This is a genomic window from Acinetobacter sp. 22301 (assembly GCF_052045285.1).
GTDB classification, from domain to species: domain Bacteria; phylum Pseudomonadota; class Gammaproteobacteria; order Pseudomonadales; family Moraxellaceae; genus Acinetobacter; species Acinetobacter pittii.
Genome location: NZ_JBQEOR010000011.1, coordinates 1 through 24,300, shown reverse-complemented (window position 1 = coordinate 24,300; position 24,300 = coordinate 1). Strand labels below are relative to the sequence as shown.

Below are 24,300 nucleotides of genomic sequence, written 5' to 3'. Positions count from 1 at the left end.
TGAGTGGTATTTCTTATAATAAGTGCAAAAGAATAAACAGCTTTTTATCGATTTAGGTGATCCGTGTTATGAATAAAAAACTCTTTTTAAGCTTGTGTGCAGCAAGTGTGATGACCATTTCTGGCTGTGCAACAGTAGCGGACATGGCTGGTGCAGATACTGCAACCTTAAATGCTCAATCTGCTCAAGGTTTTAATAAGATGGTGCAGGAAGCACGTGGTAAGGGTGCTCTCGATACAAGCTCTAGTACATATAACCGTATTAATGCTGTATTCAACCGTTTAAAACCATATGCCAACCAGATGAATCAGACTGGTCAACCATTTAGCTGGCAGTTAGCGGTGTTGAAATCAGATACGATTAATGCTTACGTTGCACCTGGTGGCAAGGTAGTGTTCTATACAGGTATTGTGAATAAATTGAACCTGACAGATGCTGAAATTGCAGCTGTTATGGGACATGAAATGACACATGCTTTAGAAGAGCATGCAAAAAGCAAAATCGGTGCACAAGCTTTAACTGATTTAGCTTTAGGCATCGGTTTAAGCTATGCGGGTAATAATGTAGGCCAGCTTGGTACTGCTGCCGCTCAGTTAGGTACACAAGTGGGTGTGGGCTTACCATATTCTCGTAGCTTGGAAAGTCGTGCTGACCAAGGTGGTTTAATGTTGATGGCGCGCGCAGGCTATAATCCAAATGCAGCGATTACACTTTGGGAAAAAATGAATAAGCTTGAAGGTGGCGGTGGTTCATCATTCTTGTCTACTCACCCATCTAACTCACAACGTATTGGTGATATGCGTAAAAACTTACCTGCGGCAATGGCAGTTTATAATAGCCGTAAATAAGATGTAAATTTTATATAGATAAAGAAAACGGATGCTTAAGCATCCGTTTTTTATTTAAGGAGCAGGGTTGGGCTGTTGAGTATGAATGGCCTCAATACCTTTTAGAACTTCACTTGGTAATTCAATCTCAAATGCCTGAATATTTTCTTTGAGTTGATCTAAATTAGTGGCACCAATAATTGTGCTGGTCACAAAGAACTGTTGTTTAATAAAAGCTAAGGCCATCTGAGTTAAGCTTAGTCCATGCTTTTCTGCTAGCTGCGCATATTGTTCAGTTGCCCACTCACTTTGAGGGTTGCTGTAGCGGCTAAAGCGAGGGAATAGTGTCACACGAGCATTAGCGGGACGTGCACCATTTCTAAACTTGCCAGTTAGGTAACCAAAAGCCAGAGGAGAGTAGGCGAGCAAGCCGACATCCTCATATTTAGCAATCTCTGACATACCTATTTCATAAGTACGGTTAAGAAGACTATAAGGGTTTTGAACACTTACAAATTTACTGACACCTAGCTTTTCGGCCAAATGTAAAAATTTCATGGTGCCCCACGGGGTTTCATTTGATAAACCAATATAGCGAATGCGTCCGCGATTAATCTCTTCTTGTAGGGCGAGTAATGTTTCTTCTAGAGGTGTTGTGTCGTAATCATTTTCAGCTTGCTGATTGCCATAAGCGAGCGTACCAAAAAAGTTGGTGTGACGTTCAGGCCAATGCAGTTGATAAAGGTCGATATAGTCCGTTTGGAGGCGTTTAAGTGATCCATCTAGAGCTTTGGCAATATGGTCATTATTAAAGCGTGTATTGCCTTCTCGGATGTGTGTTCCTCCAAAGCCCGGACCTGCAATTTTAGATGCGAGAAAGACTTTGTCACGTTGTCCATTTTGGGCAAACCAATTGCCAATAATTGTTTCAGTTGCGCCATAAGTTTCAGGTTTTGGTGGAACGGAATACATCTCTGCCGTATCCCAAAAATATAAACCATGGGCCAAGGCGTAATTGAGTTGTTCAAAAGCTTCTTGTTGGGAGTTTTGCTCACCAAATGTCATGGTGCCTAAACAAATTTCTGGAAGTTTAAGGCCTGTGCGACTAAGTGGGTTAAATTGCATACAGCGGAATCCTTGGAAATTTTGAGTTAGCCTAACGGAGAATATGTATTCAACTTAAATCATAAAATTAGAATAGTTTGTAAGTTTTGTGTATTAACTCATTGTTGCATATAAAAAAAGCAAACCGAAGTTTGCTTTTTATTAAAAATTTAATGAATATTATTCTTCATCGTCGTAGTCTTCATCAGAAACAGTGTTTTCTTCTAATGATGCATCAAAAATAAGAATGGCTTTACCATCAGTTTGGATCATACCTTGATCTTCTAAGGTTTTGAGTACACGGCCAACCATCTCACGCGAACATCCAACAATACGGCCAATTTCTTGACGAGTAATGCGAATTTGACGACCGTTTGGCAAAATCATTGCTTCTGGTTGAGAAGATAGATCGATTAAACAACGTGCAATACGGCCAGACACATCAATGAACGCAAGATCTGTCATTTTACGAGTCGTATTTTTTAGACGGCGAACTAATTGTGCAAAAACAGCATAGCTTAAGTCTGGGTATTGTTTGCTAAGTTCGTGGAAGTTGTCATAAGAGATCTCTGCAATTTCACAGACATCACGAGTTCGAACTTCGGCTGTACGTTGAGGGTTCGGTTCGAAAAGCCCCATTTCCCCAAAGAAATCGCCCGGATTTAAATACGCAACAACAATTTCACGTTCATCATCTTCACGCAAAATAATTGAAACTGAGCCTTTTAAAATTAAATATAAAGATTTTGACTCTGTTCCGGCATCAACAATTGTGGTTCGTTTTGGATATCTGTTGATGTGAGCACGTTTTAACAATGCTTTAACGGATTCAGGTAGTTGCCCCGGAGATAAAGCATCTGTGCTGAGTTGTGAAAAATTTGAAGTCATGCTTAATATGTTCCGAATAGGGTAAACAATTCACACAAGCTCGAGATGAGCTATTACACAGAAGAGATGAAATTCCTTATCAACTCATTTTATGTTAGTGTACAAAACAAGGGCCTGTTGACATTTCACAGATGGTTGCAACATAAGACAATTCTTTTAGACGTACCAAATAAGAACTATGAAATTTAGCCATTCTAAATAAATAGATCTTAACAACGGAACGTACAAAATAACTTGGTCTTGCGCTATGCCTGCGCTGCTTTAATTGCAACTCAGATTATGGCTGAAATTTCACAAACTTTATTACAAAACTGGACAAAGGATTGCCATTGTCTGGGTTTTGCGTCTTATTTGGATTAATTTTTAGCTATAACGCAATCCATAGATGAAATGTCAACAGACCCTGCTTAAATTTATAATTTTTTTTGGGTAGTTGCAATGCAAACAAGTGTACATTGGCTAGAGAATGTTGCTTTTGAAGCGAAATCGGATAGTGGGCATAGTGTCATCATGGACGGCTCACCTGAGTATGGTGGTGAAAACCGTGGTCCACGTCCTATGGAATTGATATTAATGGGACTTGGTGGGTGTGCTTCGTTTGATATTGTGACCATTTTAAAGAAATCTCGCCAAGATGTGACGAATGTTGTATGTAATTTAAAAGCTGAGCGCGCTGACGCAATTCCGGCTGTGTTTACTAAAATCCACTTACATTTTGTGGTAACTGGTAAGGCTGTGAAAGAAAAGCAGGTTGCAAAAGCAGTTGAATTGTCTGCCGAGAAATATTGTTCAGCGAGTAAAATGCTTTCCGATGGTGGTGTTGAAATTACACATGACTTCGAAATTATTGAAGCGGAATAAGGCATTTTTTGATAACTAGAAATTAAAAAAAGCTGACATGAGAGTTGGCTTTTTTTATTGTCAAAAATAACTAAAAAATAAAAGGAAGAATGAAAGTGAATATTCGTTCTGCTAAATCAGAAGATACTCAAGCCATATGTGATCTACTTAAACAGATGGGATACCCACAGCCTCTTGCTCTTATTCAAGAAAAATTTGAAATACTCCATAATGACGCTAACTCACAAATTTTAGTTGCTGAAGAGAGGGGTAAAATTTATGGTTTTTTATCTCTCTACTTTATTCCGCAAATAGCTTTGCAAGGTGACTTTGCCAAAATATGCTATCTGTGTGTTGATGAGAATATGCGTAGCAAAGGTGTAGGGCATTTACTGGTCCAAGAAGCAGAAAGGTTAGCAAGACAACGTGGTTGTGACAGAATGGAACTTCATTCTGGAATGCAAAGACCTTTGGCACATCAATTTTACCTAAGAGAAGGCTATATCGAAGCGCCAAAGTATTTTCGTAAAGCTTTAAATTAACGAGCTGTATTTAGAAAAAGTTGAGGATCTACCCGAGCATTATTAAGGCTCATGCCCCAATGCAGATGAGGGCCTGTCACGCGTCCTGTTTTGCCTACTAAACCTAGTGTTTCTCCTTGGCGGATATGTTGGCCTTTCTCTACTTTAATTGCGCTTAAATGGCAGAACATGCTGACTAAGCCTTGGCCATGATCAATCAATACAGTTTGTCCATTAAAAAAATAAGATCCAGTTTGGATAACCACACCATCTGCGGGAGCAACAACTTTTTGTCCTACTGGCGCAGGAATATCTAGACCTGAGTGAGGCGCGCGTTCCTCGCCGTTAAAGAAGCGTTTTCTTCCAAAAGAGTTGCTAAATTTCCCTGAAGTCGGGCGTATAAATGTAGGTAGGGTTTGCCATGAGCTCTGTGTAAATGAGGTATACACATCATTTTGTTCTTTTGCTTCTTGAGCGTAGCGGTCTAATTGACTTTGGTTAGGGTTCACATAATCTTGGTTCGTGACTTTAATCCGTTGTTCTGCGTAAGGATAAGACTTAACTTCTATTTGAATCGGGGTTTTATTTGTGTCGAGTTGAATACTGCCGATTGGAGTAGATAATGGAATGCCAAGCACGGCATAACGCTGCTGACCTTCTTGGCTAATTAAAACAGGCTTTTGTTGAAAAGTGACCTGAGTAATATCAGTAGTTAGAGGAACAACTGCAATTCCACCAGGTCGTCTAGAGTCTTGGGGGAGCTGAGCGATTGCCAGTGCCGAAGTAAAAAGACAAGTTGTTGTTAATATAATATGTTTAAAGTGCATTTTTCATTTCAAAACGAGTAGGAAACTAGCAAGATAAACTAAAGCTTAATTACTAAATTCTCAATGAAGACTTTGTGAAAAGCGTAGTAAGAATAAGCATGAATCTAAATATTCAAGCATTTTAATAAAATGTAGCTGAACTGTACTTGAAATATATACAAAACAATCCCATATTATAATGGAGTTTTACTCACTGTTATTTTTATAACATTATGAAAAATATATAAAAATTTATTTGAAATTCGAAGAAGTGTTCCCATCTATTAGACAAGTACAAATTTGTTGTGAGGAATAACAAGAATGCGTTTTGAGAAATTTACAAACCGCTTGCAGCAAGCCCTCTCAGATGCTCAATCTTTAGCGATGGGTAAAGACCATACCGCTATCGCAGGTATTCATATTTTGTCTACCTTGTTAGAAGAGCCATCAAATATTAGTTTGTTGCAACAAGCAGGTGCACGGTTACCTGAACTTAAACAAAAACTTGAACAGGCTATAAAAGATGCGCCGACAATTGCCAACCCAACGGGTGATGTTAACTTAAACCCAGAAGCCGTTAAAGCGCTTAATTTGGCAGACAGATATGCGCAAAAGGCAGGTGATGAATTTTTATCAACTGACTGGGTTTTATTAGGTTTGGCAGAGACAGGCGAAACTAAAAATATTTTAAGTGCGGTAGGTGTAACTCCCGACAGCTTACGCAAAGTAATTGAACATATTCGAGGTAATGACAAAGTCATGAGTAATAATCACGAAGACCAACGTGACTCACTTAATAAATATACGATTGATTTAACAGAGCGTGCTTTATCTGGAAAACTTGATCCTGTCATTGGGCGTGACGATGAAATTCGCCGTACTATTCAGGTTTTATCGCGTCGTACCAAAAACAACCCTGTTCTTATTGGTGAGCCGGGTGTAGGTAAAACCGCTATTGTTGAAGGTTTGGCACAGCGTATTGTGAATGGTGAAGTGCCAGAGGGATTAAAAAATAAACGTGTTTTATCCCTCGACTTAGGTTCATTACTGGCTGGTGCTAAATATCGTGGTGAGTTTGAAGAACGTTTAAAAGCTGTTTTAAAAGACTTGGCAAAACACGAAGGCGAAATCATCCTGTTTATTGATGAGTTACATACACTCGTAGGTGCAGGTAAAGGTGATGGCGCAATGGATGCAGGTAATATGTTAAAACCTGCGTTGGCTCGTGGTGAATTGCGCTGTGTGGGTGCGACGACCTTAGATGAATATCGTCAATATATTGAAAAAGATGCAGCTTTAGAGCGTCGTTTCCAGAAAGTGCTAGTTGATGAGCCAAGTGTTGAAGATACGATTGCAATTTTACGTGGACTCAAAGAAAAATATGCCACTCACCATGGTGTGCAAATTTTAGACTCTGCGATTATTGCTGCGGCGAAAATGTCTCATCGTTACATCACTGATCGTCAATTACCAGACAAGGCAATTGATTTGATTGATGAGGCAGCTTCTCGTATTAAAATGGAGATTGACTCTAAACCTGAAGCACTTGATAAGCTCGATCGCCGTTTAATCCAATTGAAAATGCAATTGGAAGCTGTGAAAAAAGATGAAGATGTCGGCAGTAAAGCTGAAGTCACTCATCTTGAAAAACAGATTGCTGAAGTCGAGAAAGAATACAACGATCTTGAAGAAATCTGGAAGTCTGAAAAAACTTTGGTAGAAGGTACTAAACAGGCTCAGGTGGAACTTGATAAAGCACGTATTGCTTTTGAGAAAGCTCAGCGTGAAGGTGATTTGGCTGAGGCAGCACGTTTACAGTATGGCGTAATTCCAGAGTTGCAAAAACAACTGGAGCAAGATGAAGTTGCAGAAGAGAACGAAGAGCCAAAACTCATTCGTACTAAAGTAACTGAAAATGAAATTGCCGAAGTTGTTAGTGCTGCGACAGGTATCCCGGTTGCTAAAATGATGCAAGGCGAGCGTGAAAAACTCCTTAATATGGAAGAGTTTTTACATGACCGTGTTGTAGGGCAAGATGAAGCAGTTGTTGCAGTGTCGAATGCAGTACGCCGTTCACGTGCCGGTTTGTCTGACCCGAATCGACCTAGTGGATCATTCTTGTTCTTGGGTCCAACAGGTGTTGGTAAAACTGAGTTGACTAAAGCACTTGCTAACTTCTTGTTTGACAGTGATGATGCCATGATTCGTATCGACATGAGTGAATTCATGGAAAAACACTCTGTTAGCCGTTTGGTTGGTGCACCTCCAGGATATGTCGGTTATGAAGAAGGCGGTGTTTTAACCGAAGCTGTTCGCCGTAAGCCATATAGCGTGGTGTTGTTTGATGAGGTTGAAAAAGCACATCCAGATGTATTCAATATCTTGCTCCAGGTATTGGACGATGGCCGCTTAACCGATTCACAAGGTCGAGTAGTGGACTTTAAAAATACGGTAATTGTGATGACTTCGAACTTGGGTTCACAAGATGTACGTGAGCTAGGTGAGGGTGCAACTGATGATGAAGTGCGTACCATTGTAATGAATGCGGTAAGTCAGCATTTCCGTCCGGAATTTATTAACCGGATTGATGAGCTTGTGATTTTCCATTCACTCAAAAAAGCACAAATTCGTGGTATTGCCGATATTCAGTTGGATCGATTACGTTCGCGTCTTGTTGATCGTGACATGAGTCTAACTGTAGATGATACCGCTTTTGATTTATTGATTGATGCTGGTTTCGATCCTGTCTATGGCGCGCGTCCATTGAAACGTGCGATTCAACAACAGATTGAAAACACATTAGCACAAAAAATCTTGTCGGGTGATTTTGTCGCAGGTGATACTATTCTAGTTAAAGGCGAAAATGGGCATTTAGTCTTCGATAAAATGAAACTCAGCTAAGCTTTTTCTGCTAAAACCGAAAAGAGAATATGGAAACATATTCTCTTTTTTTATGTTGAATCAGTTTTTAAGGTTGATGTGAGTAAAGCAATTATGGCATCTGAAACTTTCTGAGTTAATGTCTTTAACTTTTGTTCTGAGTGACCAGATAAAAAATAACGATAATGATAAATATGCTGTTGGTAAGAAATGCAAATAAAAAAGGTGCCCACAGGTTTTTCTGGGGTTTCACTTCCGCCAGATTTTAATAGCCCAGTACAACTGACAATAATATCAGCTTGTTGAAATAAGCTTTGACCCAGCCTACACATTTCCTCTGTGACTTGCGGTGACTCTGCTGTGTAAGTCTCTATTAACTTTGGATCGATATTTAAAATACTAATTTTAATGCTTGGGTCGTAGCTAACTAAGCCACCTAGTAAAATATCTGCACCACTATTTTTATGAATAGAAAACTGACTTGTTAAATAACCCGAACTCGCACTCTCAATAAAAGCAATTTTGAGCTGGCGATCTTCTAATAGTTGGCAGCACTGCTGAAGCATTATTTCACCTCGAATGGTGTTTATTTATAAATAAAATCAATTTACAGATAAATTATAAAATTACAGTAAGTGATTTAGCAGTGTCGTACAAGTCTGAGATAAAAATCTATAAAACAACTTGAATATTCACTAAATGCTTGTGTAATAGTTCAGGTTTTAAAATGATCAATGTTAATTGTCGGGAAGTCTATTTATAACATTGCGACATGTTTAAAAAATTGTTAATTTTGTTCGATATAACGAACAATAACAATTTAGGATAAATGCAATGAACAATAAACAAGGACCTGCGCTGTGTATTTTAGGTTTTATTTCGCTAATACCCATCAATGTATGGGCTGCACAGCCTCTAAGTGAAGGGGCCTTAGCAACACAAACAGGGGCAGTAAATGCAGCTTTACCTGTGATTATTGCGAAAGCTCAAGACGATGCTAAGAAACCAATGATAGAACAACAACAAGCACGTCAGGTGTTAGGGGATAATTATTTACAACAAGTTCGATGGGATGCACTTAGAACAAGTGTACTTTCACCTTATCAAGAACAAAAACAAAATCATGTTATCGATAGTAGGGAAAAGAAGAAACTAGAAATGATGGCATTACCGGAAAGAGCAGACCGATTTACCAAATATGATTTTGAATCAAAAAATGTTCATGGCGAGGTTATTATTACCGTGAAGTAATAATAACCTCTAGTCTTATTAATATTGATCTAGGCCAGGATGCTGGATTTTCCATGCACGGTGGATTTTTTGATTACGTTTAAAATCAGGGCCAATAGTTTCAGAAGTGATTTCTTCAACCTGAAAAATAGCTTCGATCTCTTCGTCCATCTCAAAACCACGATAGTTGTTTGAGAAATAAAGCGTTCCTTCACTGTTTAAACGATTCATTGCACGTTTAATGAGTGAAACATGGTCACGTTGGACGTCGAAAGTACCGTAGAACTTTTTAGAGTTTGAGAATGTCGGTGGATCGATAAAAATAAGGTCATATTGTTCGTGACCTTCTTTTAACCACTCAAAACAGTCACTCGCAAAGAACATGTGCTGTTCATCTGCGTGATCTACAGTCAGGCCATTTAAAACGAAGTTTTCTTTTGACCAGCTTAAGTAGGTATTAGATAAGTCTACACTTGTCGTACTTGCAGCACCGCCTAAAGCAGCATGTAAGCTTGCTGTAGAAGTATAACTATATAAGTTCAAGAAGTGCTTACCACGAGCTTCTTGAGCAATACGTAAACGCATTTGACGGTGGTCAAGAAATAAACCTGTATCTAGGTAATCTGTCAGGTTAACTAATATTTTAGCTTTACCTTCCTGAACGATAAAACGTTTTGAAGCTGTGCTTTGTTTCGTATATTGATTTGTACCAGTTTGGCGCGCACGTGTCTTAATAAATATGGCATCGCGGTTTAGACCGGTAACAGCGCGAATTGCAGCGAGTGCTAAGTTAAAACGTTTTTTTGCTTTTTCAGGATCGATTGTTTTTGGTGGTGCATATTCCTGCACATGTAAGCGATCGCCATATAAATCTACAGCGACATTAAAGTCAGGTAAGTCTGCATCATACAAACGTAAGCAATAAACATTTTCTTTCGTTGCCCATTTTTTCAAGGCAGTCATATTTTTTTGCAAACGATTAGCAAAATCTTGAGCTTCTTCCATTTCAATAGGTTGAGCTTGCCAAGTTGCTAAGAATGGCTGAGTTACTTTTTCTGGCTTAATTGAACCAAAACGAATGTAAATTGGTAACTTACCATTCATTAAACGTAAAGTTTCAGGTGCTTCAAACGCTAAAACATCGGCTTGTTCAATTTGAGCTGCAATAATTGCTGCATATTGATTCGGAAAATGTTTTTGTAGAAGTGCAGATAGACCTAAGTAAAGAGAGCGGTTAGATGCTTTATCACCTAAACGTTCACCATATGGAGGGTTAGTCACAATAAATGCAGTTTTGCCTTCAGCTGAAAAATCAGGCCAGTCCGCTAAAGTACGTTCTTCAATTTGAATTTGGCCTAACTGTTTTTCAAAGCCTGCCGCAATAATATTTTCACGGGTGGCTTTTACAGCTTCCCAGTCTGCATCGTAGGCATAAAATTTAGGTAAAGGTAATTCAAGCGCCTTTTCGTGACGTTCTGCTGCTTCAGCTTTAAGCGAAAGCCAAAGTTCACGGTCATGACCATGCCAACCATTAAAACCAAAACGGCGAACAAGGCCTGGTGCACGGTCAGTCAAAATCATTAATGCTTCAATAATAAATGTACCTGAACCGCACATCGGGTCGAGCACAATCTCTGGCTTACGTTGTTGAAGCTGAGCTTTTTGTAAAATTGCCGCAGCAAGGTTTTCTTTAATTGGCGCATCCGTCATATAACGACGGTAACCACGTTTATGTAATGAATCACCTGATAAATCTAGGCAATATGTATGCTCAGTTTTACCTGCTAAAACATACAACGTAATTTCTGGTTGTTTAGTATCAATGCTCGGACGACGACCTACAGCTTCCATAAAGGAATCTACAACACCATCTTTTGCTCTAAGCGTTGCAAATTGAGTGTTAACCTTAATTTCACGTTCTGCATGTAAGCGAATAGCGAAGGTACTTTGTGGTGCAAAAATAAGTGACCAGTCAAAACTAATCGCACCTTCATAAAGCTCTTCTGCTACATCACGTGCATCGTGTGTATGTTCAAGTTCATAAGTATGAATCGGAAGTAAAACACGAGAAGCAAGACGCGACCACATACAGATGCGGTAAGCATGTTCAAGCGTTCCTTCAATGATTAAACGTCCTGCTTTACGTTCTGTCACTTTGGTGCCAAGCTGTTCTATTTCTTCTTGTAAGAGGGCTTCTAAACCATCAGCACAAGTAATCCAATAGTGGTTTAAACGTAAAGAGGTATTCATAAACTCGATTGACCAAAACATATAAATATTAACGATGCAAAGTTTAACTTATTTTGATGTGTAAAGGTTTTTAAATTATTGCAACCTATCATAATCCAACCAATAAACTGATTTTTAAAGATTAAAACAATTAAAGTGGTATGTATTTTGCTAACTCAATCCTATCAATGGTTATTTAATTAACAAACATAGCCAGTTTTTAACCATTTTATTATTTTAAATTGATGGGGTAATTATAAATGAAAGACATGATGGGGAATGGTTTTATTGCTAATGCGGATGCTTTCTCAGTAGCGACACAAATATATGTACGTATGCGTAGGGTGACGGGGCGAGTAATTGATGCAATGTACGTTGTCCAAAATAAAGATTATGCAAAATATGTCATTGCGCTGGCACTAGAAACAGAGGATGACGAATTAAAACGATGTGTTGAGCGATTGAAATCGTTGGTTGAGACAATACCTGAGCTTTCTCAAAAAGAAAAAATTGCTGTTGTTAAAGTCGATGAAGAGTCGGAAATTACTGCCGAGGATATTTATCGGGCACAAGTTCCGCACCATTACATTGGTGCATTAAGGTAATTGCCAATAAGGTTCTAAATTTTCTGGTCAATTTAGGGCCTTATTCTGTAAAGTTCTTCTGCGAAAAGAGCGGAATTCAGCTACACTATGCACGTTTTCGCGATTCGACCCATAGGAATCCATTATGCATATTGCAGCGTTGCATCAACCGAGCCAGGTTCAGCTCAATCAAGACGGAAATTTAAAACATTTTTTAACGATTGAGGGACTTTCAAAAGAAAACCTCACCAAGATTTTAGATACCGCACAAAGCTTTTTAGACGATAATAATAATTTAATTAACCGTCCGCTCTTAGAGGGATTGACGGTTATGAATCTCTTCTTTGAAAACTCCACACGTACCCGTACTACTTTTGAAGCAGCAGCAAAACGTTTGTCTGCCAATGTACTGAACATTGATATTGCACGTTCAAGTACTTCAAAAGGTGAAACTCTGCGCGATACGCTCTGGAACCTTGAAGCAATGGCAGCGGATATCTTTGTTGTTCGCCATTCATCTTCGGGTGCTGCACATTTCATTGCTAAAGATGTATGTCCAAAGGTCGCGATTATTAATGCAGGGGATGGACGTCATGCTCATCCGACGCAAGCGATGCTTGATATGCTCACCATTCGCCGTGAAACTAAAAAACCATTTGAAGATTTAAGCGTTGCTATTATCGGGGATATTAAACACTCTCGTGTAGCACGTTCGGATGTAGCTGCATTACAAACTCTAGGTTGTAAAGACATTCGTGTGATTGCACCGAATACATTATTGCCAGTGGGCTTTTCGGAATATGGCGAGCACGTTCGTTTGTTTAACAAGATGGATGAAGGTATTACCGATTGTGATGTGATTATTGCCTTACGTATTCAAAACGAACGTATTGACTCTCCAGCGTTATCTTCACAGTCTGAATTTTACAGAATGTATGGTTTAAACAAAGAACGTCTTGGTTTAGCTAAACCAGATTGCATTGTGATGCATCCTGGACCAATGAACCGTGGTGTAGAAATTGATTCAAGTGTTGCTGATGGAGATCAGTCGGTTATTTTGAAACAAGTAACCAATGGTATTGCAGTTCGTATGGCCGTATTGGCGTTATCAATGCAAGGCCAACTCCAAGAGCAAGGTTTAATTGAAGCGATTACGTTGTAAGGAATGGATCACATGAGTATTGTAAAAATTGAAAATGTACGTGTGTTAGACCCAATCCAGAAAACAGACAGCGTACAAACTGTATATATTGAAAATGGCAAATTGGTTGCTCCAGTAGCGCAAGCTGAACAAACCATTGATGGCCAAGGTAAATGGTTAATGCCAACCATGGTTGATTTATGCGCGCGTTTGCGTGAACCGGGTCAACAGCAACATGGGACATTGAAATCGGAAGGTAAGGCAGCACGTGCCAATGGTATTTTGCATGTTATTACACCACCTGATTCAAAGCCGATTGTACAAGACAACGGTGCTCTCATTCATGGCTTGATTGAAAAGGCATGGCATGATGGGGGCATTCACATGCATATCATTGGTGCTCAAACCCAAGGTTTAAATGGTAAGCAACCAGCAAACATGGCGGGCTTGAAAAAAGGTGGTTGTACTGCTGTTTCTAACGCGAATGCTGCTTTTGAAAATGATGATGTAGTTATTCGTACCTTGGAATATGCAGCGGGTCTTGGTTTAACAGTCGTATTTTATGCTGAAGAGCCGCAGATTGCTAAAGATGGATGTGCACACGAAGGCTTTATTGCTTCTCGCCAAGGTTTGCCGATGATTCCTGCAATTGCTGAAACTGTAGCAATTGCAAAGTATCTGCTTATGATTGAAGCAACTGGCGTAAAAGCTCACTTTGGTTTGTTATCTTGCGGTGCATCGGTTGAATTAATCCGCGCAGCAAAAGCAAAAGGTTTACCTGTGACTGCCGATGTAGCAATGCATCAGTTGCATTTAACTGAACACTTAACTGATGGTTTTAATTCACTTGCGCATGTTCGTCCACCATTACGTTCTGAGCAAGATAAAGAACTTTTACGTCAAGGCTTAAAAGAAGGCGTGATTGATGCAATTTGTACGCATCATGAGCCTTTAAGCAGTTCAGCAAAAATGGCACCATTTGCTGAAACTCAACCGGGCATTACTGCTTTTGATACTTATGTATCTTTAGGCATTCAGCTCATTAATGAAGGTTTATTTGAACCTTTAGAGTGGGTTGAAAAAGTGACTAGCGTACCTGCGCAGGTTGCCAATATGACTACGCGTTGGGAAGATGAGGCAGGATGGGTATTAGTAGATCCTGAATTAAACTGGACAGTAAGCAAAGACACAATTTTATCACAAGGGAAAAATACTCCATTGCTGGGTCAAAACCTTACCGGTAAAGTACTTCAAACTTTTGCTAACTGATAAAACGGTTATTTAAAGTAAATTTAAAATATAAACAGGTAGATCAATAAGATCTGCCTGTTTTGTAAAGACTAGATGGAAATTTGTATATAAATTATTTAAAAAACAACAAAAGATTGAGCGCACATTAGAATAAAAAACTATCAGCAAAGAGAAGTATTTGAATAATCAAAAGTTGCTGGTTACGACGTATAAAATTCGGGAGAATAACCAATGTCGATAAACCCTATAGAACTGCTTAAAGAAAAAGTATCATCAACAATATTAGATAATCAGGATGGATACCTAGGCGAAAAATCGAATGCTTTATCTAAGTTTTATCCAATTTTACTTTCATTATTAGCTGCTAAACCTGATCTTATTGGACAATTAAAAAACAGTTTGGCTCCTTCGTTATCAGACCTTTTTTCTCATAATGACCAAATCAAGAATACTGTACTGACTCATTTAAGTGGTACAGCACCAAATAATGAAATCGAAAGCACACTCAACAGTGCAATTAAACCTAGTCTTAATGCAATTTCGGACGTTGCCGGAAATGATCAACAGAGTATTGTAAATTATTTACGTCAGCATGCAGATACTATTCGTTCGCATTTACCGGGATGGGCAGTAGGTCTATTAGCTCCTTTAGGACTTGGAGCAGGTTTATCTTCAGTTCCACATGCAACTTCAGCAGCCCCACCATTAGCTGCAGCCAGTGAAAAAACAGGCAAATCTCGTGGGTTCCTCCCTATTATTGCCTTAATTATTTTGGGTCTTATCATTGCTTGGTTATGGCGTTCTTGCCAGCATAAAGAAGCTGTACCAGCACCTGAACCAACGGCTGCCGAGGCTACTACCGCAGCTGCACCTGCGAGTTTAACCTTAAGCACAGATGATAAAGGTGCTGTTAGCCAGTGTCAGGCAGGTATTGGCGATCAAGGATTCTTAGCAACCCTACAAACTCAAGTTAAGCAGGTTTTCTCATCAACTCAAGATTGTAACGTGGATACTAGTCAAACTTATGCAGCTGGATTCACAGATAAAGATGCACTTGCGGGCGTGCTTGGTGCCTTAAAAGGTGTGCCAAATGCATCTTTAGAATGGATAGGTGACAAAATTACTTTGAAAGCAGGTGATGCAGCAGCGTTAGCAGCATTAACCGCAAAAGTAAAAGCTCTTGTTCCTCACACTGAAGTTGTTTCTACTGCACCAGAAACAGCTGAGCAATCTGTAAGCAATAGCTTAACTGCTTCGCAAACTGCTCTAGGCTCAATTGATCCGAATAATGTCGATGTAAATGCATTAGTAAAAGCACTTAACTTGCAAATCATTAACTTTGCGAGTGGCTCAAGCGATATTCCAGCAGACAACAAAGCTATTCTTGATCAAGCTGCAACACTTTTAAATAAAGTCAGTGGTGTGAAATTAAATGTGGGTGGTCACACTGACTCGACGGGTAATGCAGCAGCAAATAAAGCTTTATCACAACGCCGTGCTCAAGCTGTGGTCGACTATTTAACATCTAAAGGTGTAGACGGGTCTAAATTAGTTGCACAAGGCCATGGCTCTGATCAACCAGTTGCAGAGAACACGACAGAAGAAGGACGTTTTAAAAACCGTCGTATCGAGTTTTCAGTAGCTCAATAATATTCTGATTTATGAAAAATTAGTTATTTTAATTTGAAAAAAGCTTCTCATTTTGAGAAGCTTTTTTGTTGAAACAAATAGTGTTGGATTGATATGAGAATCAGTTTGGTTGGAAGTGGGCGAGTTGCCTTTCATTTAGCAAAGGCTTTATTGGGCCAAGGTCATCACATCGTACAAGTCTATGCGCGTGATTTTGAGAAAACCCAAAAGTTTGCAGAGCAATTTCAGTCAAAAGCATGTCAGTCACTTCGCGAATTTCAACTGGCCGATCTTATCATTTTAGCGGTTTCAGATAGTGCTATTGCAGAGCTTGTAAAACAAGTTCATGAATTCTTTCCTGACACACTTATGGTTCACACCTCTGGTAGTACTGATATTGAAGTCATCAGTCAGGTACATGGAAAAGCAGGGGTGTTTTATCCATTACAAACATTTAGCCTTGAAAGAGACGTTGACTGGTCAGCAACACCATTATTTGTGGAAGCGGTAACAGATATTGATCAAAAACTACTTTCAGATTTAGCAAATAGCCTAAGTAATAGAGTATATCAATACACCTCAAAACAGCGTTTAACTTTGCATTTAGCAGCAGTATTTGCCTGTAATTTTAGTAACTATTGTTTTGATATGGCAAAGCAGGTTGTAGATAAAGAGCAGGTCGACTTTAACTTGCTCTATCCTTTAATTTTGGAAACAGCTAAAAAAGCGACTGAAAATGATCCAAAGCAAATGCAAACTGGGCCTGCAATGCGAGGTGATCAAAATATTTTGAAAATGCATCAAGACTTATTAGCTCAAGCAAATCAAGATGACTTAAAACAGGTCTATCAACTTTTAAGTGATGGCATCGTGAAGCGCCATCACTCGGACTAAAGCTTGCTCAAAATTAAGGTTCGCCGTTATTGCCCCATTTTAAGAAACCCGCACGTTGATTTAAACGTTCAAAATATTGGTCAACATGCTTAAACGTTGGGTGGTCAAAAGGAGTGGCTTTCCAACGTTGTACAGACAGGCCAATTGGAATATCGGCCAAGCTAAATTGTGAACCAGCAACATAGGCTTGGGTTTTTGCAAGTTGCTGATCGAGAATCTGCATATGATGATTCCAGTCATCAATACCTTGTTGTAATAAGTTTGGATCTTGATGATCTGGTGAGTGTCTCAAGAGAGACATAATTGTATAAGTCCAGCTGTTATTTAGCTCGATTGCTTGCCAATCAATCCACTGGTCAACAAAGAATCTTTCTTTCGCTTGAATAGGGTAAAGCTGATGTTCTTTATCATACGCATTTGCCAAATAACGGATAATACTGTTGGACTGCCAAAGCACTAAATCGCCATCTAAAACAACAGGTATTTGCCCGTTTGGGTTTAATTGTAAATATTCAGGTGATTGAGCAGAGCGAAAGCCGCGACCCCAATCTTCTCTTTCATATTCAAGATTTAGTTCTTCACACAGCCATAAGACTTTGCGAACATTGATGGAGTTATCGCGCCCTAAAATTTTTAACATGTGTTGTCCTTAGCAATTTTTAGTATGGCAAGTACCAGTTTCTATAAATAGCTAGATTTGGTTCGATTGGCAATCATTAATTGGGCGGTAGTGTTTGTTTTTTTGAGTGAATGAGAGTTCTTTCTTTTAATGAATAAGCTAGCATATAAAATTTTAGATAACTTAATATTTGGATTAATAAAGGACTAGGAATAAATTCTATAACATAGCCTTTTTATTTAATTTAATACTTAATTATTTGATATTGTTGGTTGTGGATTAAAATTTTTCTCAATATATTAATAAATCTCTATCGAATATGAATTTGTGATAAAAACTAATAACAAGTATAAATTGTTAGATAATGATGAAGTAATAATATTGATTATTAAGGATAAATGTTCATGGCATTTTTAATTGAAGGATCTAATTTGGATGATGAGATATCTTTGGATATGTTTTATCCAGAATCCTTCCGGTCTTTAGATGAACTAATTGTAATTCATGAGGAGAATTTGATTGTTGTGAAGGAGATTTGGAGTGGGAAAATGTGTGATACATTTTTTAATTTGCATACTTTAGAAAGGATTGATCCCTTTAAAAGATATAACCAAGAGAATGGAAAAGCATTTATAGAGACAATTGATGATTTAACAGTGGTAACTACTGTAAGTATTGAGACAGGAACAATGGCCGAATATTTATTCGGTGCTGTTTTTAGAAATGAGCAACAAATATTCAAGTCTTTGAAGGTAAGATATTCTTCTTTACCAAAACAATCCACATATGAAAAATATTTGAATGTTCAGTCCAACTTAAAAGTTATTCAGAAAAGTAGAGAAAATTTTTTTAAAGAATTTATTGATTTATCTTTTGAAGAAAAAATCTCAAAATTAAGACAAATATTTAGAACTAACTTTAGAACGAATTGCGAGATAGGTTACTATCCACCTGAGTATTTTTTACCTCAGGAGTTATTTGAATCGCTTGATAATGACAGTGAGTTTAGAACAGCACTTTTGGAAGTTTTAAGACTTGAAGAAAGCGCAACAAATGAGCCAGCATCCGTGGTTTTTGATAATTTAATTAAACACTATGTTTATTGTAAAGAGGCTTAATTCTGATGTTGACTGAAATTGCTATTGCTGATGCTTATGGTGCAGGTTTTGAATTTTGCAGCCAAGATAAGATTATTTCACAGAATAATTTAGAATTATACAGCAAACATGAGCTATACGATATCTTAGGCAAGTATACAGATGACACACAGATGTCGATTGCGATAGTGGAGTTTATATTATCAGGTCAAGAATGGACTAAAGAAAATATAGCCTCAAAATTTATAGAATGCTTTAAAAGAGATGTGCGATTAGGGTATTCAGAAGGTTTCTTTAATTTATTAAGTAAAGTTGAGTCTAGCAAAGAGTTACTTGAACTAATAATACCAACAAGTGAGAGAAATGGGGCTGCGATGCGTTCAGTTCCTATTGGTTTTCTAAAAAATAAAGAAGATGTAGTTGCTTTAGCAAAGTTACAAGCACAAATTACACATGATTCACCCATAGGAATTCAATCCAGCTGTGCTGTCGCTTTAGCTGCCCATTTTGGAACTTACCAAAAAGGTTCTATTAAGGATTTAGAGAGGTTTCTAAAATCAGAGCAATATGGTAACTGGGATTATAATTGGAAAGATAGAGTATCTTTAAATGCATATGATACGGTCAGTGCTGCATTAACATGTTTATTGCAACATAGTTGTTTAAGTGAGCTTCTAAAGTCATGTATTAATTTAGGTGGAGATACTGATAGCGTTGCAGCGATAGCTGTTGGTTTAGCTACATGTTTTATAGAATACAAAAAAGATTTACCTATTCAACTTTATAATAATTTAAATGAAGATAAATATGGAATACCTTTTTTATTAGATTTAGAGAGTAAGTTTCTGAAAAAATGCAATTTAGATAATTAATTATGGCACTAAGTCATCAAAACTTAATGCCATATTTTTAAGTAAAAATAATATACTCTTTACTTAATCTTCTTAAAGATAAAGTCATTAATTTTATGACCTGACTCAATACCACGGCGTTCAAACTTAGTCACTGGGCGCCACTCTGGACGAGGGTAGCTGTTGCCTTTACCCGCCAAGTTTTCAAGATCTGGACGGTTATCTAAAATATCAAGCATCCATTCAGCATACGGTTCCCAGTCTGTTGCTGCGTGGAATGTACCACCAAGCTCAAGTTTTTGTTCAACCAATTGCATACGCTCGTGAATAACAAAACGACGTTTGAAATGACGTTTCTTTTGCCAAGGGTCTGGGAAGTAAAGTTGTACGCAGTTAATGCTGTTGTCTGGCATTTCACGTAAAACCTGAATCGCGTCTGCATCAAGTACACGTAAGTTTTTAACTTCTGCTATACCTGCTTCATATAGGCATTGAGCAATACCAGGTACGTGAACTTCAATACCCACATAGTTGCGTTCAGGGTTTGCTTTTGCCATAAGCACTAATGAACGACCCATACCAAAACCGATTTCAACAGTTAAAGGACGTTCTGGATGTTCGAAGTACTGACGTAAGTCACCAACAGGATATTCCAAAATTAAATCGCGATGTTGTTCTAATGCCGTGCGTTGAGATGTATTAAGTGGTGCTGAACGACGCATAAACGTCACAATTTCACGGTGTTCAGGCAAATTGTCTAAGTCTGCAATTTGCGTTTCTAACTGATCGATCGACATAACCTTGGCAATATTGAAATTCAAATGCGGTATTTTAAGTCTTCATGTGGTCAAGTCAAATGTTTCGATGTTTTTCTTCATGTAGATGTCATGTTCAATATTTAATCTAAGAATCTATATAAATTTCAAATGAACATATTTACTCATGAAAACTTTTCAATTACGCACACTTTCTGTGCTATTAGGGGCACTTGGTGCTTTTACATATAGTCCTTGGGCACAAGCACAGCTCATGTTTAGTCAATATGTTGACGGCAGTAGTAACCGCAAAGGTTTGGAAATTTATAATCCAGATGGGACTACAGTTAATTTAGCCGACTATGAAATTCAACAATTTAATAATGGCGGTACAGCAAAAACAGCGACTTTCCGTTTACAAGGATCGTTAACCAGTAAGCAGAAGTTTTTAGTAGGTCGTTCTGAGTTACAGGCTGAACTTGGTAGTAAGGTCAATCAGGTCGCTGCATTATCTTTTAATGGTGATGATGCCGTTGTACTCGTTTATAAAGGCACACCTGTAGACCGTTTTGGGCGTATTGGTGAGCGACCGGAATCAGGATGGGGAACAGCCGTTTCAAGCTTGGGAAATAGTTTTAAGCGTATTGAAACTGAGAACCCAGCTTTAAGTATTGATGCAACCGCTACATTTGATTTGGACCGTTCATGGTTGGCTTGGGCAAATCGAAATGACTTTTCAAATTTGTCTGGCTCAATAACACAGCCACCTGTTGAAACGGTGAGTTGTTCAAGCTCCGATACACCAATTGCTGATTTATCAACTGCAGCACAAAACCAGACCTATACAGTGCGTGGTGTGATAACTGCTGACTATCGTTATGCCAATGGTTTTTCTGGCTTCTATGTTCAGACACCAGATACGAAAGCACGTGCGAATGTTAGCAATGCTATTTTTGTTTATATTCCAAATAGCAGCGCTGTAAAAGGTGGACAAGTTGGCGATGAAGTTATTTTGCGTGGTCGTTTAACAACTTATCAAAACCAATTACAGTTAGATCAATTACAACAAGATATTCAAACTTGTAATAGCAATATGGCAAATCAGGTGCAGCCGATTAGCCTTGAACTTCCATTTGCTAGCTTAACAGGTGGTTCAACTCATTCTCCGCAGCGTTATCAAGGTATGTTGGTTAAATTACCTCAGACTTTAACGGTAAGCGAGAACTACAATTATGGCCGTTATGGTGAATTATCTCTAAGCTTAGGTCGCTTATATATTCCGACTAATTTATATCCAGCGTTATCTCCTGAAGCTAAAGCTCTTGCTCAGAAGAATTTATTGTCGAAAATTATTTTTGATGACGGCTATAACAATCAAAACCGTACTCCGTGGTTACCGACAAATTTTAGTGCTGCTAATACGCTACGTTCAGGTTATCAACTTAAAAATGCTGAAGGTATTTTAGAATATCGTTTTAATGGTTGGCGTGTGCAACCAGTGCTTGGACGCAATCAACCTGAAGTAATTACTCAAACAAACCCGCGTCAAAGTGTCATTACCAAAAATGCTAATCACATTCGCGTAGCTTCATTTAACGTTTTGAACTATGACAATGGCGCAACGGGTTTCCCAACGGAGCGCGGTGCAACGACACAAGCTGAGTTTGATAAACAGCATCGTAAAATTGTGAGTGCATTAAAAGCGATTGATGCTGATGTGTATGGTTTAATGGAAATTGCGAACAATGGTTATGGTCCGAACAGTGCAATTGCTCATTTAACCAGTGCTTTAGGTAGTGATTGGAAATACGTTGTTCCTGAAAACTTAGACCGTTTAGGTGGTGATGCGATTGCGGTTGCTATTATTTATAACAGCAAGCGTGTTAAACCTTTGAATAAACCCGTTGTGCTTGATTTGGGTGACAAGAACCGAACAACATTGGCGCAAAGTTTCCAAGCCGTTCGTGGTAATAAAACCTTTACCGTTATTCCAAATCACTTAAAATCGAAAAGCTGTAGCGGGGTGGATGCTAGCTCTACTGATGCAGACCAAAAAGACGGTCAAGGCTGTTGGAACCCGACTCGTGTGAAAGCAGTAGATCAAATTGTGCAGTGGTTGGCGAAAAATCCAACTCAAGTGCCTAAGCAAAATGCTTTACTTGTAGGGGACATGAACAGCTATGCAAAGGAAGAACCTATTTTGTCATTTGAAAAAGCAAACTACAAAGTTTTGCTGAATGACGCTAAGGTAGGACAGGGTGCTCAGGCATATAGCTATGTATTTGGTGTTGCGAGTGATGCCAATGGAAATGGTGGAGCAGGTAACTTAGACCATGCAATTGCGGATGCATCTTTATATCCAAAAGTAGTGAGAACCTTTGCATGGCATATCAATGCAGATGAGCCAACCGTTTTAGACTACAACGAAGAATATAAAACTGATGAGCAAAAGGCACTGTTTTATGGTGAAGATGCTTATCGTTCTTCGGACCATGACCCTGTAATTGTTGATCTGGATTTAAATGGAAAAGACTCAAGCCATCCTGACGATGATAAGAAAAATGGGATCTTTGATTTCTTAAATGAATTAATGAATTGGCTTAGTCAGCTGTTTAAGCGTAATTAACGGAAAAATTGCGTGACGCAAATGTGTTTTATCATATTTTAAACAATCGTCACGCAAGATAACTTGCAAGGAATAACTTTTTCAAGAATATTAGATGGTGTAAGTATTTTATAAGTTTACGCTTTTTTACAATTAAGGAATTGTGCAAACCTTGCAGGTTTTCTAGAAGCAATTTAAAACGTTAATATGAGATAACAAGGATCAGATATGAAATTATATTATTCGCCAGGCGCATGTTCTTTAGCTGCACATATTATTTTAAATGAAATTAATGTTGATTTTGATTTAGAACGAGTAAATTTAAAAACACATAAAACAGAAAAAGGCGCAGATTATTACGAGATTAATCCAAAGGGATATGTACCAGCTTTAGAAATTAACCCTGGCTTAATGTTAACCGAAAACGTTGCGATTTTACCGTTTCTTGCTCAGCATGATCCTAAGCAGGATTTAATTCCGCCATCAGGGATGGGCCGTGCGAAAGTATTGGAGTGGTTGGGGTATTTGAACTCTGAGTTACATGATGCCTATGCAGTATTCTTTGGGGCACCGTTAACGACTGATGAAAAAAATAAAGCTTATGCAGAAATTGATCGCCTTTTAAAATATATCGATAATTATTTGGCTGAATCTGATTATGATTATTTAGTAAATGATAATTTCGGCCCAGCAGATGCTTATCTATTTGTTTTAACAAATTGGTCAAACTCAATTGAGCACGATTTAACACCATATAAACACATTATTGCATTACGTAATAAAGTTGCAGAACGTCAATCTGTACAAATTGCGATGCGTGATGAAGGTTTAATTTCATAAAAGATTTTAAAAGCCAAAAAAAGCCCCTAATCAATAGGGGCTTTTTTATACTAAAGAAGATTAGTGTTGAGCATCTTTTTTCACATCAGCAGCTGCATTTTCAACAGCTTGAGCTGTATCAGCAGTCGCTTTACGTGCAGTAGCTTCTGTTTCAGCTGCAGCTTTAGCAGTCGCATCAGCAGCGTGATCGGTTGCAGCATCAATCTTCTCAGCAGCATTATCAGTTGCAGTTGCAATATCATCAGCAGCTTTATCACCAGCAGATTTGATATCAGCACTTGCTTGTTGAGCAGCATTTTCTAAGTGTTCACCTGTAGTCGCACCAGTTTCTGGAGCTTTATCTTTATTACAACCAACAAGGGCAACAGTCGCAGCAAGACCTAAAGCAACAAGTAATTTATTCATTGTGTTTTTCCTTCTAATTCATGGCATCCAAATATGGATGTCTAAAATATAAACATAAAGTAAATGATTAATAAAGATCGAAAATTGTTAAAAAGTTGTAACTCTAGTATTAAAAAAGCCTAGCATTTTGTAATGCTAGGCTTGAAATAAATAATAATAATTTTGACCGATTTTACTGCCCAGAGCGGATGATGTAATCAAACGCTGAGAGTGATGCTTTAGCACCTTCACCTGTAGCAATAATGATTTGCTTGTAAGGTACAGTCGTACAGTCACCCGCAGCAAATACACCTTGTACATTGGT

The 24,300-nt window shown here is 38.3% G+C and carries 23 protein-coding genes and 1 pseudogene; 15 read left to right on the top strand and 9 right to left on the bottom strand.

Annotated elements, in window-relative coordinates:
* Positions 1-68 precede the first annotated feature (68 nt).
* Positions 69-848, top strand: coding sequence for a M48 family metallopeptidase (locus ACTJJH_RS14985; RefSeq protein WP_002121572.1), 780 nt, complete (start codon positions 69-71; stop codon positions 846-848).
* A 54-nt stretch (positions 849-902) separates the two neighbouring features.
* Here ACTJJH_RS14985 and ACTJJH_RS14980 read toward each other — a convergent pair whose 3' ends face one another.
* Entirely contained in the window at positions 903-1,952 is a 1,050-nt protein-coding gene (locus tag ACTJJH_RS14980; protein WP_440601359.1) for an NADP(H)-dependent aldo-keto reductase, read from the bottom strand.
* A 159-nt stretch (positions 1,953-2,111) separates the two neighbouring features.
* Positions 2,112-2,819, bottom strand: a complete 708-nt coding sequence (crp, locus tag ACTJJH_RS14975) for a cAMP-activated global transcriptional regulator CRP (protein WP_032004029.1) — start codon at positions 2,817-2,819, stop codon at positions 2,112-2,114.
* 240 nt (positions 2,820-3,059) lie between these two features.
* On the opposite strand from crp, the gene ACTJJH_RS14970 reads away from it, so the two are divergent.
* From ACTJJH_RS14970 to ACTJJH_RS14960, 3 genes are all read left to right on the top strand, one after another.
* Positions 3,060-3,179: a hypothetical protein gene (locus ACTJJH_RS14970; RefSeq protein WP_002121587.1), complete on the top strand. Its 120-nt coding sequence runs from the start codon at positions 3,060-3,062 to the stop codon at positions 3,177-3,179.
* Positions 3,180-3,257: 78 nt separating this feature from the next.
* Entirely contained in the window at positions 3,258-3,680 is a 423-nt protein-coding gene (locus ACTJJH_RS14965) for an OsmC family protein (RefSeq protein ID WP_002121528.1), read from the top strand.
* Between the two features lie 95 nt (positions 3,681-3,775).
* A complete protein-coding gene (locus tag ACTJJH_RS14960; protein WP_086376912.1) occupies positions 3,776-4,201 on the top strand; it encodes a GNAT family N-acetyltransferase in 426 nt (141 codons plus the stop codon).
* Here ACTJJH_RS14960 and ACTJJH_RS14955 read toward each other — a convergent pair.
* Positions 4,198-5,007: a peptidoglycan DD-metalloendopeptidase family protein gene (locus tag ACTJJH_RS14955; RefSeq protein ID WP_391486079.1), complete on the bottom strand. Its 810-nt coding sequence runs from the start codon at positions 5,005-5,007 to the stop codon at positions 4,198-4,200. The two genes, ACTJJH_RS14960 and ACTJJH_RS14955, sit on opposite strands and share 4 nt — an antisense overlap.
* Before the next feature lie 300 nt (positions 5,008-5,307).
* Between ACTJJH_RS14955 and clpB the strand changes: the two genes are divergently transcribed.
* Complete coding sequence (clpB, locus tag ACTJJH_RS14950) at positions 5,308-7,887, top strand: ATP-dependent chaperone ClpB (protein WP_005070314.1); 2,580 nt, start codon at positions 5,308-5,310, stop codon at positions 7,885-7,887.
* Between the two features lie 50 nt (positions 7,888-7,937).
* Here clpB and ACTJJH_RS14945 read toward each other — a convergent pair whose 3' ends face one another.
* Positions 7,938-8,432: a CinA family protein gene (locus ACTJJH_RS14945; protein WP_078220419.1), complete on the bottom strand. Its 495-nt coding sequence runs from the start codon at positions 8,430-8,432 to the stop codon at positions 7,938-7,940.
* 268 nt (positions 8,433-8,700) lie between these two features.
* On the opposite strand from ACTJJH_RS14945, the gene ACTJJH_RS14940 reads away from it, so the two are divergent.
* Positions 8,701-9,117, top strand: a complete 417-nt coding sequence (locus ACTJJH_RS14940) for a hypothetical protein (RefSeq protein ID WP_440601358.1) — start codon at positions 8,701-8,703, stop codon at positions 9,115-9,117.
* Between the two features lie 18 nt (positions 9,118-9,135).
* Here ACTJJH_RS14940 and rlmKL read toward each other — a convergent pair whose 3' ends face one another.
* A complete protein-coding gene (rlmKL, locus tag ACTJJH_RS14935; RefSeq protein ID WP_005076976.1) occupies positions 9,136-11,346 on the bottom strand; it encodes a bifunctional 23S rRNA (guanine(2069)-N(7))-methyltransferase RlmK/23S rRNA (guanine(2445)-N(2))-methyltransferase RlmL in 2,211 nt (736 codons plus the stop codon).
* A 239-nt stretch (positions 11,347-11,585) separates the two neighbouring features.
* On the opposite strand from rlmKL, the gene ACTJJH_RS14930 reads away from it, so the two are divergent.
* The 5 genes from ACTJJH_RS14930 to ACTJJH_RS14910 all read left to right on the top strand — a co-directional run bounded on the left by ACTJJH_RS14930 (position 11,586) and on the right by ACTJJH_RS14910 (position 16,824).
* Positions 11,586-11,930: a hypothetical protein gene (locus ACTJJH_RS14930; RefSeq protein ID WP_016802795.1), complete on the top strand. Its 345-nt coding sequence runs from the start codon at positions 11,586-11,588 to the stop codon at positions 11,928-11,930.
* 124 nt (positions 11,931-12,054) lie between these two features.
* On the top strand, positions 12,055-13,071 hold the full coding sequence (locus ACTJJH_RS14925; protein WP_002121555.1) for an aspartate carbamoyltransferase catalytic subunit: 1,017 nt from the start codon (positions 12,055-12,057) through the stop codon (positions 13,069-13,071).
* A 12-nt stretch (positions 13,072-13,083) separates the two neighbouring features.
* A complete protein-coding gene (locus ACTJJH_RS14920; RefSeq protein WP_064785006.1) occupies positions 13,084-14,319 on the top strand; it encodes a dihydroorotase in 1,236 nt (411 codons plus the stop codon).
* Between the two features lie 213 nt (positions 14,320-14,532).
* Positions 14,533-15,951 carry an OmpA family protein gene (locus ACTJJH_RS14915; protein ID WP_327742232.1) on the top strand — a complete coding sequence of 473 codons (1,419 nt, stop codon included), beginning with the start codon at positions 14,533-14,535 and terminating at the stop codon, positions 15,949-15,951.
* Between the two features lie 93 nt (positions 15,952-16,044).
* Positions 16,045-16,824 (top strand): Rossmann-like and DUF2520 domain-containing protein, encoded by a 780-nt coding sequence (locus tag ACTJJH_RS14910; RefSeq protein ID WP_327742231.1) that lies wholly within the window; start codon positions 16,045-16,047, stop codon positions 16,822-16,824.
* 13 nt (positions 16,825-16,837) lie between these two features.
* Here the strand turns inward: ACTJJH_RS14910 and ACTJJH_RS14905 are convergent, their stop codons facing one another.
* The gene (locus ACTJJH_RS14905; protein WP_440601357.1) at positions 16,838-17,464 is read right to left on the bottom strand and encodes a glutathione S-transferase family protein; all 627 of its coding nucleotides are present in this window, start codon (positions 17,462-17,464) and stop codon (positions 16,838-16,840) included.
* 383 nt (positions 17,465-17,847) lie between these two features.
* Here ACTJJH_RS14905 and ACTJJH_RS14900 point away from each other — a divergent pair, with 383 nt between their 5' ends.
* Both ACTJJH_RS14900 and ACTJJH_RS14895 read left to right on the top strand, forming a co-directional pair.
* The gene (locus tag ACTJJH_RS14900; protein ID WP_206216266.1) at positions 17,848-18,561 is read left to right on the top strand and encodes a hypothetical protein; all 714 of its coding nucleotides are present in this window, start codon (positions 17,848-17,850) and stop codon (positions 18,559-18,561) included.
* A gap of 5 nt (positions 18,562-18,566) precedes the next feature.
* Positions 18,567-19,412, top strand: a complete 846-nt coding sequence (locus ACTJJH_RS14895; protein ID WP_440601356.1) for an ADP-ribosylglycohydrolase family protein — start codon at positions 18,567-18,569, stop codon at positions 19,410-19,412.
* Between the two features lie 59 nt (positions 19,413-19,471).
* Here ACTJJH_RS14895 and trmB read toward each other — a convergent pair whose 3' ends face one another.
* A complete protein-coding gene (trmB, locus tag ACTJJH_RS14890) occupies positions 19,472-20,188 on the bottom strand; it encodes a tRNA (guanosine(46)-N7)-methyltransferase TrmB (RefSeq protein WP_440601355.1) in 717 nt (238 codons plus the stop codon).
* 145 nt (positions 20,189-20,333) lie between these two features.
* Between trmB and ACTJJH_RS14885 the strand changes: the two genes are divergently transcribed.
* Both ACTJJH_RS14885 and ACTJJH_RS14880 read left to right on the top strand, forming a co-directional pair.
* Positions 20,334-22,772, top strand: a complete 2,439-nt coding sequence (locus ACTJJH_RS14885; protein WP_440601354.1) for an ExeM/NucH family extracellular endonuclease — start codon at positions 20,334-20,336, stop codon at positions 22,770-22,772.
* 207 nt (positions 22,773-22,979) lie between these two features.
* The gene (locus ACTJJH_RS14880; protein WP_005303579.1) at positions 22,980-23,591 is read left to right on the top strand and encodes a glutathione binding-like protein; all 612 of its coding nucleotides are present in this window, start codon (positions 22,980-22,982) and stop codon (positions 23,589-23,591) included.
* Between the two features lie 60 nt (positions 23,592-23,651).
* On the opposite strand, the gene ACTJJH_RS14875 is transcribed toward ACTJJH_RS14880, so the two are convergent.
* Together ACTJJH_RS14875 and ACTJJH_RS14870 are read right to left on the bottom strand one after the other, a co-directional pair.
* Positions 23,652-23,996, bottom strand: a complete 345-nt coding sequence (locus ACTJJH_RS14875; protein ID WP_032046581.1) for a hypothetical protein — start codon at positions 23,994-23,996, stop codon at positions 23,652-23,654.
* Positions 23,997-24,168: 172 nt separating this feature from the next.
* Positions 24,169-24,300 (bottom strand): annotated as a pseudogene (locus ACTJJH_RS14870) (FAD-dependent oxidoreductase); the annotation flags it as partial.